The sequence below is a fragment of the Ruegeria sp. BHSC037 genome, assembly GCF_059613045.1.
This window is the reverse complement of the sequence record NZ_JBXWRT010000004.1, coordinates 79,629-92,817: the sequence shown is the minus strand read 5'-3', so window position 1 is coordinate 92,817 and position 13,189 is coordinate 79,629. Positions and strand designations below refer to the sequence as shown.

Here is a 13,189-nt window from a genome sequence, read left to right as displayed (position 1 = left end):
GGGTCAGGGCCGTGCGCGGCCCGAGTGTACCATTGCCTCGATCCCCGCAGCGCAGAACTCGACCAGTTGGTCGATCCCGGACAGATCGCCCCCCTGTGACAGCGCCTGCACCCGCCAGGCGCTGTTGAGATGCGCCAGCATCGCTGAAACCGTATAGACTTGGCCCGTAGCCAACAGCGCCCGGTCGGCCTGCGGATACAGCGCGGCGATTTCGCGGATGAATAGCTCAGCGGTGGGGTCGAAACACGCGGCCGCGATATGGCGCCAGCGCGGATCGACCGACACATGCGCCACTAGCCGCCCATAGGCCATCCAGCCCGGGCCGCCCGTTTCTGCAAGGCTGACATAGGGGCGGATGAAACAGTCCAGAATACCCCGCAGGGTCAGCGGGCCTTGCGCGCGCCGATCCTCCAGCGCCTGCATCCGGATCTGCGCAAGCTCGTCAGCGCGGCGCGCGACGGTCTGGAAGAACAGCTCTTCCTTGCCGCCGCCATGGTGGTGGACCAGACCCACCTGTACTCCGGCGCGCGTGGCGATGTCGCGGATCGAGGCGCCCTCGAATCCCCGCTCGGCAAACAGCGCCTCAGCCGCGTCCAAAATCCGCGCCTTGGTTTCCAGCGACCGGGCCGACGGCGCCCTTTGCCTTTGTTTTTCAATGTATTTCGCGCTCATGTTTTTCATCTTGCCTTATTTTGGACGTTCGTTCAAGTTAAGCGCCACGAGCAGGGGAGGGTTCATGATACAGGCGCGCAAGGCTTATGCCTTGATCGGCGCAGGTCCGATGGGGCTGGCGGCCGCCAAGGTGCTGAAGGAACAGGGCATCCCGTTCCAGGGATTCGAATTGCATTCCGATGTGGGCGGGCTGTGGGATATCGATGCGCCACGGTCGACCATGTACGAATCCGCGCATCTGATCTCGTCCAAGTCGATGACCGAATTTGCCGATTTTCCGATGGGCGACGACGTGGCCGAATACCCGTCGCACCGGCAGATGCGCGATTATTTCCGGGCCTTTGCCGATTATTTCGGCCTGCATGATCACTACAGGTTCAATGCCGAGGTGATCGAAGCATCGCCCCTGGGTGCGCCGGGCGATGGCTGGCGGCTAACCTGGCGGGACAGCCAAGGGACTCATAGAGCCGAATTTGCCGGGGTGCTGATCGCCAATGGCACCCTGTCCGAGCCCAACATGCCCGATTTTCCCGGCAGGTTTGACGGCGAGTTGATCCACGCCGCGCAGTACCGCTATCCCAGCCAGTTTCACGGCAAGCGGGTGCTGGTCGTGGGCGCGGGCAATTCCGGGTGCGACATTGCGGTGGACGCCATCCATCACGCCACGCGGTGCGATTTGTCGATGCGGCGGGGATATTATTTCGTGCCGAAATACGTCTTTGGCAAACCCGCCGACACGCTGGGCGGGATGATCCGCCTGCCCATGTGGCTGAAGCGCCGGATCGACGGGATGATCCTGCGCTGGTTCGTGGGCGACCCGCAGAAATACGGCTTTCCCAAACCTGACTACAAACTCTACGAAAGCCACCCGGTGGTGAATTCGCTGGTCCTTTACCACGCAGGCCACGGCGACCTGCGCATTCGCCCTGATATCGACCGGATCGAGGGGCGCACGGTCCACTTCAAGGACGGCAGCGCCAGCGACTATGACATGATTCTGGCCGCAACCGGGTACAAGCTGCACTATCCGTTCATCGACCCGAACCTGCTGAACTGGCAGGGCGACGCGCCACATTTGTATCTGAACGCCATGCATCCCGAACGCGACGATCTGTTCGTTCTGGGCATGATCGAAGCCACCGGGCTGGGCTGGCAAGGACGCCATGAGCAGGCCGAAATGGTGGCGCGCTATATCAAGGGTCTTCAATCCGGCTGCCCCGTGGCCGCGGCGCTGAAGGCGGAAAAACAAAAAGACTATAAGCGCGCCACCGGAGGCATGCAGTACCTGAACCTGCCCCGAATGGCCTATTACGTGGACAAGGCGACCTATCGCAAGGCGGTGACAGACTGGATCGCGCGGTTCCGGAAAGCCCGCGCATGACCGGCATCGACGAGATTACGCTTAATTTCAGCCCCGGCTCGCTGACCCTGCTGAACGCGATTTTGGCGATCGTGATGTTCTCGATCGCCATCGACCTGTCACCACGCGACTTCGACCGGCTACGGCGCGCGCCCAAGCCGGTGGTGGTGGGGCTGGCCTCGCAATTCCTGGTTCTGCCGGCGCTGACCTTCCTGTTGGTCTGGCTGACCGAGCCGCGCCCCTCGATCGCATTGGGGCTGATCCTGGTGGCGGCCTGTCCGGGGGGCAATATCTCGAATTTCATCACCCATCGGGCGGGCGGGAACGCTGCGCTGTCGGTGTCGATGACCGCCTTCGCCACCATCGGGGCCATCGTGATGACCCCGTTCAACATCGCGCTGTGGGGCGGGCTGTACCCGCCGACCCGCGCCATTCTGCAGCAGACCCAGATCGACCCGGTGCAGATCGCCATCATTGTCGGGCTGATGCTGATCTTGCCGCTGGTTCTGGGCGTGACCCTGAACCAGAAGCGCCCCGCCCTGACGGCGCGGCTGCGCGGGCCGCTGCAGATCCTGTCCATGGCCATTTTCGTGGCCTTCATCGTACTCGCCCTGGCGGCCAACTGGAGTTTCTTCCTGGGCTACGCGGGGGCGGTCGCCGGGCTTGTGATCGCTCACAACGCACTGGCACTGGGGGGCGGTTGGGTCGTGGCCACTCTGACCCGGCTGTCCCCCTATGACCGGCGTGCAATCACGATCGAGACCGGCATCCAGAATTCGGGCCTTGGACTGGTGCTGATCTTCGCCTTTTTCAACGGCTTGGGCGGCATGGCCGTGGTGGCCGCCTTCTGGGGAATCTGGCATGCCATCTCGGGGCTGGCGCTGGCGCAACTGATGGCCCGGACCGAGGCCGCCCGATGACCCGCATCCTGATCACCGGCGCCGCGGGGCTGGTTGGCCGCGCCCTGCTGAACGAGCTGAGCGACCATGAGGTGTTTGCCACCGACCTGCGCCGCCCCGACACGCTGCCGGACGAGGTTCCGTTTCTGCGCATGGACGTCACCACGGGCGACCCCGCGCGGGTGATCGCCAAGGTGAAGCCCGAGGTGATCATGCATCTGGCCTCGGTCGTCACACCTCCGCCGGGGATGTCGCGGGCCGAGGCCCATGCGGTGGATGTGGGCGGCACGCGCAAGGTGATCGATGCCGCGCTGGCCCATGGCGTGCGGCGGCTGGTCGTCACCTCCTCGGGTGCGGCCTATGGCTATCACGCGGACAACCCGGTGCCGCTGCGCGAAACCGATCCGGTGCGCGGCAACCCCGAGTTTCCCTATTCCGACCACAAGCGGCAGGTCGAAGAATTGCTGGCCGAGGCCCGAACCGCCGCGCCGCAGCTGGAGCAGGTAGTGCTACGGGTGGGCACGGTGCTGGGCGACGACACCGACAACCAGATCACTGCCCTGTTCCGCAAATCCCGCCTGCTGGCGGTGGCGGGTAGCGACAGCCCCTTCGTGTTCATCTGGACCCACGATCTGGCCCGCATCCTGAAACGCGCGGCCACCGACGGGCCGCCGGGAGTGTACAACGTCGCCGGGGACGGCGCGCTGAGTGTCGACGATCTGGCCCGCGCGCTGGACAAATCTGTGCTGCGCCTGCCGGCCTGGGCGCTGAAGGCGGCGCTGGCCGTGGCCCGCCCCCTGCGCCTGTCGCGATACGGGCCCGAACAGGTGCGGTTCCTGCAATACCGACCGGTTCTGGACAATACGGCGCTGAAAACCGTGTTCGGCTATGTCCCGCAGAAGACCAGCGCCGAGGTGTTCGACCTTTGGAAAAGGAGTGTGGGCCTATGAAAACCGCAGTGATCTCGGGCGGGGCCGGCGGCCTGGGTCAGGCGCTCTCGGCCGCGCTGCAAGAGCGTGGATGGCGTGTAGTCTTGTTGGACCTGAAGGTGGATGGGGTGCAGGACACCGCCACGCAGATGGCGATTACCTGTGATCTTACCGATCCGGCCCAGTTGGCGCGCGCCGTGAACGATACGCTTGCGCACTGCGACAGCATCGATCTGGTCGTCTATAACGCCGGGATCACCCAGATCTGCGGGTTCGATCAGTCCGACGATACCAGCCACCGCAAGGTGTTCGAGATCAACTATTTCGCAGCCGTCTCGATGGCCCGCTCCTTTCTACCGGCGCTGCGCCAGTCGCGCGGGGCGCATCTTGCAATCTCGTCGGTGGCGGGGTTTGCGCCGCTGTATCACCGCACGGCCTATGCTGCCTCGAAACACGCGCTGGAAGGTTTCTTCAAATCGCTGCGATCCGAAGAACGGCCCCATGGCGTGCGGGTGCATATCGCGGCGCCCTCATTCGTGGCGACCAACCCGGGCCGGGCCGAGCGGCAGCCGGACGGCACCGCACGCCCCGGATCGGCCAGCGACGGCATGGACGAGATGACCCCCGAGGCGGCCGCTCGCGTGATCCTGCAAGGGCTGGATCGCGGGCGGCCCGTCATCCCGGTGGGACGGGTGGCGCGGCTGGCCTGGTGGCTGAACCGGCTGGCGCCACGCCTGTACCAGCGCCTGATGGAGCGCAATATCAGCGGCGCGTGACGCGCGGCCATTATTTGCGGCCTGTTTCCCGGTGCGGGGTTGCCCTTTGGGCGCGGCTTTGCTTTGTCTTTGACGAACAATCCGGCCAGCGGGCGTTCTCTGCCCCGGACCGGTCACAGGGAGGATCTCGAAAATGGCAAAAGTTGCATTCCTTGGCCTTGGCGTCATGGGCTATCCGATGGCCGGGCATCTGCAGGCGGCCGGGCATGAAGTGACCGTCTACAACCGCACCGCGGCCAAGGCGGAGCAATGGGTGTCGCAGCATGGTGGCCAGATGGCGACCACGCCGCGCGATGCCGCCGAAGGGGCCGAGTTCGTGATGGCCTGCGTCGGCAACGACGACGATCTGCGCATGGTCTGCACCGGCGAGGACGGCGCGTTCGAAGGCATGGCGGAAGGCTCGGTTTTCATTGACCACACCACCGTTTCGGCCAAGGTCACACGCGAGCTGTACGCCGCGGCCAAGGCCCGCGGTATCTCCTTTGTCGATGCGCCGATCTCGGGCGGCCAGGCCGGGGCCGAAAATGGGGTTCTGTCGATCATGTGCGGCGGCGATCAGGCAGCCTATGACCGGGCCGAGCCGGTGATGCAGGTCTATGCGAAGATCTGCCGCCGTATCGGGGACAGCGGCGCGGGCCAGATGACCAAGATGTGCAACCAGATCGCCATCGCAGGGCTGGTGCAGGGCCTGAGCGAAGCGCTGCATTTCGCCGAGAAGGCCGGGCTGGACGGGCGCGCGGTGGTTGAGGTGATCAGCCAGGGTGCCGCCGGAAGCTGGCAGATGTCGAACCGATACGAGACCATGCTGGACGACCATTTCGACCACGGCTTTGCGGTGGACTGGATGCGCAAGGACCTTGGCATCTGCCTGGACACGGCGGACGAGACCGGGGCATCGCTGCCGGTGACTGCGCTGGTCGATCAGTTCTACAAGGATGTGCAGAAGATGGGCGGTAGCCGCTGGGACACCTCGTCGTTGATCAAGCGCCTGCGGGCCATGGGGTAACACGGGGGGGCTGTCTGCCCCCCATCGCGCCAAGGCGCGATTCCCCCCGAGGATATTATTGGCCAGATGAAAAGGGCTCCGGCGGGCGCGGGGCGGAATTTCGAATGAATGATGTCAGTGCTTTTTGGGCGGTCGCGCTGCGGCGGGTCTGGGGGCTGGACGCCCGGCTCTCGCGGCTGGATGGCGAGTATGACCTGAATTTCCTAGTTCAGGCCACCAATGGGCAGGACTATGTTCTGAAGGTCATGCGGGCCGAATGCGACCCGCAGCTGGTGGATCTACAGATCACGGCGTTGGAGCATATCGCGGCCGAGGCCCCCGGGCTACCGTTTCCCAAGGTGATCCCCGGTCTGGACGGTAGCTTGTTGCCGCAGATCGACGACGACGCGGGACGGCCTCGGCTGGCGTGGCTGTTGGAGCGGCTGCCGGGCCGGTGCTATGCCAAGGCGGCGCCGAAAACCGAGGACCTGATCCTGAAACTGGGCCGGGTATTGGGGGCGACCGATCGGGCGCTGGAGCGGTTTTCGCATCCCGGCCTGGAGCGGCCGGATTTCAAATGGGACCTGACCCAGGCTGGCTGGATCGCTGACAAATTAGATGCGGTTGCCGACCCGGATCGTGCAGCCCTTCTGCGCGAGATTTGTACACAGTTCGATGCCGTCTCAAACATGCTGGCGACGCTGCCCCGGCAAGCCCTCCACAATGACGTGAATGACTACAACATCTTGGTCGAAGGAGAGCTGTCGGAGCGCCGGCAGGTTTCGGGCCTGATCGATCTGGGCGACATGTGCGCCGCGCCGCGGGTGTGCGAACTGGCGATCGCCGGGGCGTATGTGGTGCTGGATCACCCGCACCCCGAACGGGCACTGGCCGCGCTGGTGCGGGGCTATCACGCCGCAAACCGACTGCGCCCGCAGGAAGTGGACCTGATCTGGCCTCTGCTGCGGATGCGGCTGGCCGTGTCGGTCGTCAATTCCACGCTGATGGCCGCTGAAAACCCGGACGACCCGTATGTGACCATCAGCCAGGCACCGGCCTGGCGGTTCCTGGAGGATGGTTCGGTCAATGGCGAGCTGATGCCGGCGCGGCTGCGCGCGGCCTGCGGGCTGCCCGTCACCGACGGGGCCGAGCGCATTCACGCGTACCTGTCCGAACATCGTGGTCAGTTTGCGCAGCTGTTGGGACAGGGTCTGTCGGACGTTCCCATGGGTTCGCTGTCGGTCGAAAACTCGACCTGGCCGCAGAACCCGTTTCACATGCCGCTGGACGAGGCCGCGCGGGTGGGCGCGGAATTCGGCGATGGGTTGTGGCTGGGCTATTACAACGAACCGCGCCTGATCTATGCCGAGCCGACGTTCCGCAAGGGTCCGTGGAAGGCGTCGGACCGGCGCACGGTACATCTGGCGGTGGATGTGTTTGCTCCCGCGGGGACGCCTTTGCTGGCGCCGCTGAGCGGTCGGGTCGAGGCGGTCGAGAACCGGGCGAACCATCTGGACTATGGCGGCGTGGTGATCCTGCATCACGAAACCCCCGAGGGTGACGCGTTCTATACGCTATATGGACATCTGGATCCCGAGGTCTGTGACCGCTTGAAACCCGGCGATCCGGTGGCGCAGGGGGCGGCGTTCGCGCGGCTGGGCGATGCTGGCCAGAACGGCGGCTGGGCGCCGCATGTGCATTTCCAGCTGGCCCTGACCACGGCCGGCATGCAGGCCGACTGGCCCGGTGTCGCTGACCCGGACGAGCTGGACCTGTGGCATGCGGTCTGCCCGAACCCGGCGGCCCTGCTGAACCTGCCGGACGAGAAGGTATATTATCACCCGACCGACAAGGCCGAGATCCTGAACAAACGGCGGGCGAATTTTGGGGGCAACCTGAGTCTGACTTATGACGACCCAGTGATGCTGGTGCGCGGCTGGAAACATCATCTATTCGACGAATGGGGGCGGCCCTATCTGGATGCCTACAACAACGTGCCGCATGTGGGGCACGCGCATCCGCGCATTCAGACCGTAGCGGCGGATCAACTGAAGCGAATGAATTCAAACACCCGCTATCTGCATCCGGCGCAGGTGGAATTTGCCGACAAGCTGCTGTCGAAGCTGCCCGATCACCTGCAGGCGTGCTTCTTCGTCAACTCGGGCACCGAGGCCAACGAGCTGGCCCTGCGCCTTGCCCGGGCGCATAGCGGGGCCAAAGGTATGGTGACGCCCGATCACGGCTATCACGGCAACACCAATGCGGCGGTGGCCATTTCGGCCTACAAGTTCAACAAGCCCGGCGGCGTGGGTCAGGCCGATTGGGTCGAACTGGTCGAGGTGGCCGACGATTATCGCGGCCGGTTCAAACGCGACGACCCCGACCGCGCGCGCAAATATGCCGACCTTGTGGACGACGCGATTGCCGCCCTTCAGCGCAAGGGGCACGGGGTGGCCGGGTTCATCGCCGAGACCTTCCCCTCGGTCGGGGGGCAGATCATCCCGCCCAACGGCTATCTTCCGGCGGTTTACGAAAAAATCCGCGCCGCCGGCGGCGTCTGCATCGCCGACGAGGTGCAGACAGGCCTGGGCCGGTTGGGCGAGTACTACTTCGGCTTCGAGCATCAGGGCGCGTCACCAGATATCGTGGTTCTGGGCAAGCCCATCGGCAACGGCCACCCTCTGGGCGTGCTGGCCACCACGCGCGAGATCGCCGACAGTTTCGACAACGGGATCGAGTTCTTCTCAACCTTCGGCGGCTCGACCCTGTCCTGCCGGATCGGCAAAGAGGTGCTGGACATCGTCGATGACGAGGGCCTGCAGGAGAATGCCCGCGTGATGGGCGCACGGCTGATGGATGGTCTGCGCGCGATCGAGGCCGAGTTCGCTTGCGTAGGCGACGTGCGGGGCATGGGCCTGTTTCTTGGGGTCGAACTGATCAACCCCGACGGCTCGGAAGGCACCGAGATCTGCCGATACGTCAAGAACCGCATGCGGGACCACCGCATCCTGATCGGCAGCGAGGGGCCGAAGGACAACATTCTGAAGATCCGCCCGCCTCTGACCATCGAGGCCGAGGATGTGGACATGATCCTGTGGGCGCTGCGGTCTGTGTTGGCCGAGGTGGGCGACTATGCCCCTGCCCCGGTTTGTAACCACACCCATCACCATGAAGGGTGCGGCTGCTGCTAAGATACGCCCCGGCCGGATTCGGCCAGGCAGTTGACCGCGCTGTCAATGCAGCACGGCCGAGGGGATCTGATGGCCGGTGGACGGTAGCGGGAAGTCCGCAGTCATACGCCGCAGAGCCAGCCCGAACTGTTCGGACAGCGACGCCAGCGCGGGTGCGTAATCGGGGCGTACGATCAAGGCCGCCAGCATCATCGCATCCTCGCGCGCCCCTTCCGAGGCCGCGGCGATCATCTGCGCGAAACAGCTTTCGTCCGCGCCTAGACAGGCGCAACCCAGCTCGTGCCGGATCAGGGGACGGCGGCCGTGATGGGCGCACAGGCTGCACAGACGATCCAGCGCCAGCATAGCCAGCTGCCCATGATCGGCGCCCAGCGCGATGTCGAAATCATGCGCCGCGTCGGCACGGCCGGCGGCACCGTCACTCCACATCCGCAGATACATGACGGCGCCAGCCTCGATCGGTGTCAGATCCGCCAGCCGCCCGACCGGGGCGCCGCCCCGGGTGGATGCGCCGCTCATTTCGTCAAGATCAATTTGCCCGCGCGGGTGATGCGCAGGGTGTAAAGTTGGTCGCCCAGCTCGATATGGGCCAGGTTGCCGCCCTGGGTCAGATCCTCGGCCTTGTGGGCCGGCAGCATCGAAACGGCATAGGCTTGGGTCGGATTCGGGTTCTGCGCGTTCATCGGGTCATCTCCGGTTGTGTTCAGGCAAAGCGCCTTTTCCGTTCGGTTTTCATGGATTTGGCTGGCCCGGCGCCGGGTTGGCTATGCGTTTACGCTCTTAATCTGATAAAAATACTAAGGTATGTCAAGAGCCGGTTTTTCAACCGAACCGTTGCGCCCCATCGGCAGGCCCGCTAGGCCGGGGCGGATGACCGACGGAAGGGACAAGGATGACGGCGGCAATCGTGTTTGATCTGGACGGCACGCTGGTGGACAGCCTGGCCGACATCGCGGCGGCGGCAAACCGGATGCTGGCCGATCAGGGCCTTGCGCCCCTGCCCGAAGAAACGATCCGAGGATTCGTCGGCAATGGCCTGCCCAAGCTGGTAGAGCGGGTGATGGTTCATTGCGACATGGACATGAACAGGCACGGTAAACTGACCGAGGCGACCCTGCGCCACTATACAAACGCGTCCAGCTCACGGACGCGTCCCTATCCAGGGGTGCAAGAGGCGTTGGAAGCCCTACGGCAGGCGGGCATGTCCTTGGGTCTGTGCACCAACAAGCCCGAGGCACCGGCACGACACATTCTGCAGGCGCTGAATCTGGAGTCCTACTTCGACGCGGTGATCGGCGGTGACAGCTTGCCCGTGCGCAAGCCCGACCCCGATCATCTGAACGCCGCATTCGACTCTTTGGGCCAGCATCCGGTCAGAATATTCGTCGGCGACAGCGAGGTTGATGCGGAAACCGCGCAGAGGGCAAACGTGCCGTTTCTGCTGTTTTCCCGCGGCTACCGGAAATCGCCAGTCGCTCTGATCCCGCATCATTCCACGTTTGACGAATTTCTCGACCTGCCCCAACTGATCCAGTCGCAATTCACGGCGTAGTCCGAACAAGCCCAACCCTGGGGCACAATCAGATCGCGATCGTCAAGAATTTCGAGGGGCCGGCCGAGGGGGTAGGTAGCCAGCCCCTCGCGGGGAAAGTGGTAGGCCAAGTTCAACCTTGGTTAATCAGACACTAGCCCGGGCGCAGCCCCGCCGAAATTGGGGGTTTCCCGTAGTCCCGACATTTTTTTGACGATCCAAGGCGTTTTGATTGCGTTTGACGCGTCGATTCAGACTGTCCCGGCCGCTGCTTTATCTAAAAGTGCCTCGTACATGTGAGGATAGACGAACCGCGCGGCTGCACGGGCGATCACCAATTCTTCGTTGGTGGGAATCACCATGACTTGAACCCGCGACAAGGGCGTCGAAATTATCCGCGCATGCTCGGTATTGGCGTCATGGTCCAGTTCGATTCCCAGCCAGCCCATGTTGACGCAGATGCGTTCACGGACCAGCGCCGAATTTTCGCCGATCCCGCCGGTGAACACCACCGCATCCAGCCCGCCCAGAACTGCGGCCAGGGCGCCCATCTCGCGCCGGGCGCGAAAGTTGAAATAGCTGATAGCGCGGCGCGCGGCCCCGGTATCCGCCTGCTCGAGCGTGCGCATGTCGTTGGACAGGCCGGACAGGCCAAGCAGACCCGACTTGCAATACAGCAACTCGGTGATTTCGTCCGCAGTCATGCCTTTCTGCTGCATCAGATACAGCACAACGCCCGGGTCAAGCTGACCGCAGCGGGTCCCCATGGGCAGGCCGTCCAGAGCCGTAAAGCCCATGCTGGACCCCACCGAACGCCCATGGATCAAGCCGCACATCGACGCGCCGTTGCCAAGATGGGCCACGATAACCCGCCCCCCATGCAAAAGAGGCGCGGTCTTGGCCAGATGGTCCGCGATGTATTCATAGCTGAGCCCGTGGAACCCATAGCGCCGCACGCCCATGTCGTAATATTCGGTCGGCAGTGCAAAGGTATCGTTCACCCACGGATGGTGGCGGTGAAAGGCCGTGTCGAAACAGGCGACCTGAACTGCCTCGGGAAAACGCTCAATCGCGGCGCGCACCCCTTGCAGGTTGTAGGGTTGATGCAGCGGCGCGAAGGGCGCCAGATCTTCCAGCGCGCGCAGGCTGTCTGGTGTCAGCTGAATTGGGCGATCATGCTTTGGTCCGCCATGGACGATACGATGCCCGACGGCCACGATTTCGGCCTTTGGAAACCATTGGGTCAACAGATCCAGAACCCGGTTCATCGCCGCCATGTGATCCGCGATGGGCCCGACCTCGTCGCCTCCGAGGACCCGGCCATCCGATGTCTTGGCTGCGATGGTCGGCTCGGGGCTACCGATGCGCTCGACCGCGCCGGTGCAGATCGCCACCGGGTCATCCTTGTGCAGCGTGAACAGGCTGAATTTCAGCGAAGACGAGCCGGCGTTCAGGGTGACCACATGACTCATGTGACAACGCCTCTGGTCCGGGCCGCATGCAGGGCGGCGATGGCGCATGATGCCAAACGGGCCTTGTCGTCGTCGGACCTGCTGTTGAGAATGATCGGCACCCGGGCACCCAAAACGACCCCGGCAGCCTTTCCGTTAGCGACATAGGCCAGTTGCTTGGCCAGCATGTTCCCCGCATCCAGATTGGGCACGACCAGGATCTCGGCCTGCCCGGCCACCGGCGACATGATGCCCTTGGTGCGGGCCGCGTCCAGGCTGACGGCGTTGTCCATGGCCAACGGCCCCTCGACCAGACCACCCGTGATCTGCCCGCGGTCCGCCATCTTCGACAGCAGCGCCGCGTCGACTGAGGACGGAATCGCGGGATTCACCGTCTCGACCGCCGAAAGCACGGCCACCTTGGGCGTCGCGAAGCCCAGCGACCTGGCAAGGTCGATTGCGTTCTGGGTGATGTCCACTTTGGTCTCCAGATCCGGCGCGATGTTGATCGCCGCATCGGTGATCAGGATCGGGTGCGGCTGGCCGGGCACATCCATGACGAAAACATGCGTGAAGCGCCGTCCAGCCCGCAGGCCGCGCTCGCGCCGAAGGGCCGCCCGCAACAGATCGTCGGTATGAAGATGACCTTTCATCAGCGCCCGGACGCGGCCATCCGCCACCAGGTCAACAGCTAGGCTGGCCGCATGGGCATGCGAGGTGGCCTCGACGATCTCGACGCCGTCCAGCGTGACGCCAAGCTCTTGCGCGGCCGCACGGATCTTGGCCGGGTCGCCGACCAGAATGGGATGGATGATCGTTTCGCGCGCCGCCAGCATGGCCCCGCCCAACGAATTGGCGTCCTCGGGGGCGGCAACCGCCGTCGGAATGGGGTCGAGCGGCCGGGATTTCTGCACCAACGCATCGAAGTGACGGTGACGCAGAACGACAACTCCTGGCGTTTCGATCCCGTCGACCGGCACGGGGCGGTCCGGCGCGACCGCCACGACCTGGCCTGACAGGATCAAGGCGCCATCGCTCGGACGGGTCACGGCGACCTCCAGCAGCACCTCGCGGTTCGGGCGCTTTTCGGCCACGGTCGCTCGGGCCAGCAACGCGTCTCCTGCGGCGGCGGGCGTCGCCAGGTCGAAGGTGCAGGATTTCTGAACCGCACCCAAGCCGGGCAAAAGATTGCCCACGACCGCCGAAACCAGCCCGCCGACAAAGGCCGGAGACGCAACCAGCTTGCCGCTTTCGGGCAAGGCGGAATGCAACGCGCCGTGATCGCCGCAGGCCGCGGCAAAAGCCAACAGATCGTCATCGCTGCACACGCGTTCGAGTTCGGCGGTCTCTCCGACCTGGATCTCGTCATAGGGCTTGGTGTCGTATCGCATCTGA

General features: G+C 64.4%; 12 protein-coding genes. 7 read left to right on the top strand and 5 right to left on the bottom strand.

What is annotated here, in order from left to right:
* Positions 1–3: 3 nt before the first annotated feature.
* On the bottom strand, positions 4–672 hold the full coding sequence (locus AC2FMN_RS05180; RefSeq protein ID WP_496686745.1) for a TetR/AcrR family transcriptional regulator: 669 nt from the start codon (positions 670–672) through the stop codon (positions 4–6).
* 64 nt (positions 673–736) lie between these two features.
* Here AC2FMN_RS05180 and AC2FMN_RS05175 point away from each other — a divergent pair, with 64 nt between their 5' ends.
* From AC2FMN_RS05175 to AC2FMN_RS05150, 6 genes are all read left to right on the top strand, one after another.
* The gene (locus AC2FMN_RS05175) at positions 737–2,053 is read left to right on the top strand and encodes a flavin-containing monooxygenase (RefSeq protein ID WP_496686743.1); all 1,317 of its coding nucleotides are present in this window, start codon (positions 737–739) and stop codon (positions 2,051–2,053) included.
* Positions 2,050–2,952 carry a bile acid:sodium symporter family protein gene (locus AC2FMN_RS05170; protein ID WP_496679096.1) on the top strand — a complete coding sequence of 301 codons (903 nt, stop codon included), beginning with the start codon at positions 2,050–2,052 and terminating at the stop codon, positions 2,950–2,952. Before AC2FMN_RS05175 ends, AC2FMN_RS05170 begins: the two co-directional genes overlap by 4 nt.
* Entirely contained in the window at positions 2,949–3,881 is a 933-nt protein-coding gene (locus tag AC2FMN_RS05165) for an SDR family oxidoreductase (protein WP_496686741.1), read from the top strand. Before AC2FMN_RS05170 ends, AC2FMN_RS05165 begins: the two co-directional genes overlap by 4 nt.
* Entirely contained in the window at positions 3,878–4,636 is a 759-nt protein-coding gene (locus tag AC2FMN_RS05160; protein WP_496686739.1) for an SDR family NAD(P)-dependent oxidoreductase, read from the top strand. Before AC2FMN_RS05165 ends, AC2FMN_RS05160 begins: the two co-directional genes overlap by 4 nt.
* Positions 4,637–4,769: 133 nt before the next feature.
* On the top strand, positions 4,770–5,642 hold the full coding sequence (locus AC2FMN_RS05155; protein WP_496686737.1) for an NAD(P)-dependent oxidoreductase: 873 nt from the start codon (positions 4,770–4,772) through the stop codon (positions 5,640–5,642).
* Positions 5,643–5,746: 104 nt separating this feature from the next.
* The gene (locus tag AC2FMN_RS05150) at positions 5,747–8,812 is read left to right on the top strand and encodes an aminotransferase class III-fold pyridoxal phosphate-dependent enzyme (RefSeq protein WP_496686736.1); all 3,066 of its coding nucleotides are present in this window, start codon (positions 5,747–5,749) and stop codon (positions 8,810–8,812) included.
* 42 nt (positions 8,813–8,854) lie between these two features.
* Here AC2FMN_RS05150 and AC2FMN_RS05145 read toward each other — a convergent pair whose 3' ends face one another.
* Together AC2FMN_RS05145 and hemP are read right to left on the bottom strand one after the other, a co-directional pair.
* Positions 8,855–9,331 carry a hypothetical protein gene (locus AC2FMN_RS05145; protein WP_496686734.1) on the bottom strand — a complete coding sequence of 159 codons (477 nt, stop codon included), beginning with the start codon at positions 9,329–9,331 and terminating at the stop codon, positions 8,855–8,857.
* Positions 9,328–9,495 carry a hemin uptake protein HemP gene (gene hemP / locus AC2FMN_RS05140; protein WP_005978533.1) on the bottom strand — a complete coding sequence of 56 codons (168 nt, stop codon included), beginning with the start codon at positions 9,493–9,495 and terminating at the stop codon, positions 9,328–9,330. The genes AC2FMN_RS05145 and hemP overlap by 4 nt, the downstream gene beginning before the upstream one ends.
* A 209-nt stretch (positions 9,496–9,704) precedes the next feature.
* On the opposite strand from hemP, the gene gph reads away from it, so the two are divergent.
* Entirely contained in the window at positions 9,705–10,364 is a 660-nt protein-coding gene (gene gph, locus AC2FMN_RS05135; RefSeq protein WP_496686733.1) for a phosphoglycolate phosphatase, read from the top strand.
* A 230-nt stretch (positions 10,365–10,594) separates the two neighbouring features.
* Here gph and AC2FMN_RS05130 read toward each other — a convergent pair whose 3' ends face one another.
* Positions 10,595–11,815 carry an acetate/propionate family kinase gene (locus AC2FMN_RS05130; protein ID WP_496686732.1) on the bottom strand — a complete coding sequence of 407 codons (1,221 nt, stop codon included), beginning with the start codon at positions 11,813–11,815 and terminating at the stop codon, positions 10,595–10,597.
* Positions 11,812–13,185 carry a bifunctional enoyl-CoA hydratase/phosphate acetyltransferase gene (locus AC2FMN_RS05125; RefSeq protein ID WP_496686730.1) on the bottom strand — a complete coding sequence of 458 codons (1,374 nt, stop codon included), beginning with the start codon at positions 13,183–13,185 and terminating at the stop codon, positions 11,812–11,814. The genes AC2FMN_RS05130 and AC2FMN_RS05125 overlap by 4 nt, the downstream gene beginning before the upstream one ends.
* Positions 13,186–13,189: the final 4 nt, after the last annotated feature.

Coding starts and splice junctions, on each gene's coding strand:
- AC2FMN_RS05130 (WP_496686732.1), bottom strand. CDS start 11,815: ATGAGTCATGTGGTCACCCTGAACGCCGGCTCGTCTTCGCTGAAATTC.
- AC2FMN_RS05170 (WP_496679096.1), top strand. CDS start 2,050: ATGACCGGCATCGACGAGATTACGCTTAATTTCAGCCCCGGCTCGCTG.
- AC2FMN_RS05125 (WP_496686730.1), bottom strand. CDS start 13,185: ATGCGATACGACACCAAGCCCTATGACGAGATCCAGGTCGGAGAGACC.
- AC2FMN_RS05175 (WP_496686743.1), top strand. CDS start 737: ATGATACAGGCGCGCAAGGCTTATGCCTTGATCGGCGCAGGTCCGATG.
- gph (WP_496686733.1), top strand. CDS start 9,705: ATGACGGCGGCAATCGTGTTTGATCTGGACGGCACGCTGGTGGACAGC.
- AC2FMN_RS05165 (WP_496686741.1), top strand. CDS start 2,949: ATGACCCGCATCCTGATCACCGGCGCCGCGGGGCTGGTTGGCCGCGCC.
- AC2FMN_RS05160 (WP_496686739.1), top strand. CDS start 3,878: ATGAAAACCGCAGTGATCTCGGGCGGGGCCGGCGGCCTGGGTCAGGCG.
- hemP (WP_005978533.1), bottom strand. CDS start 9,495: ATGAACGCGCAGAACCCGAATCCGACCCAAGCCTATGCCGTTTCGATG.
- AC2FMN_RS05150 (WP_496686736.1), top strand. CDS start 5,747: ATGAATGATGTCAGTGCTTTTTGGGCGGTCGCGCTGCGGCGGGTCTGG.
- AC2FMN_RS05145 (WP_496686734.1), bottom strand. CDS start 9,331: ATGAGCGGCGCATCCACCCGGGGCGGCGCCCCGGTCGGGCGGCTGGCG.
- AC2FMN_RS05180 (WP_496686745.1), bottom strand. CDS start 672: ATGAGCGCGAAATACATTGAAAAACAAAGGCAAAGGGCGCCGTCGGCC.
- AC2FMN_RS05155 (WP_496686737.1), top strand. CDS start 4,770: ATGGCAAAAGTTGCATTCCTTGGCCTTGGCGTCATGGGCTATCCGATG.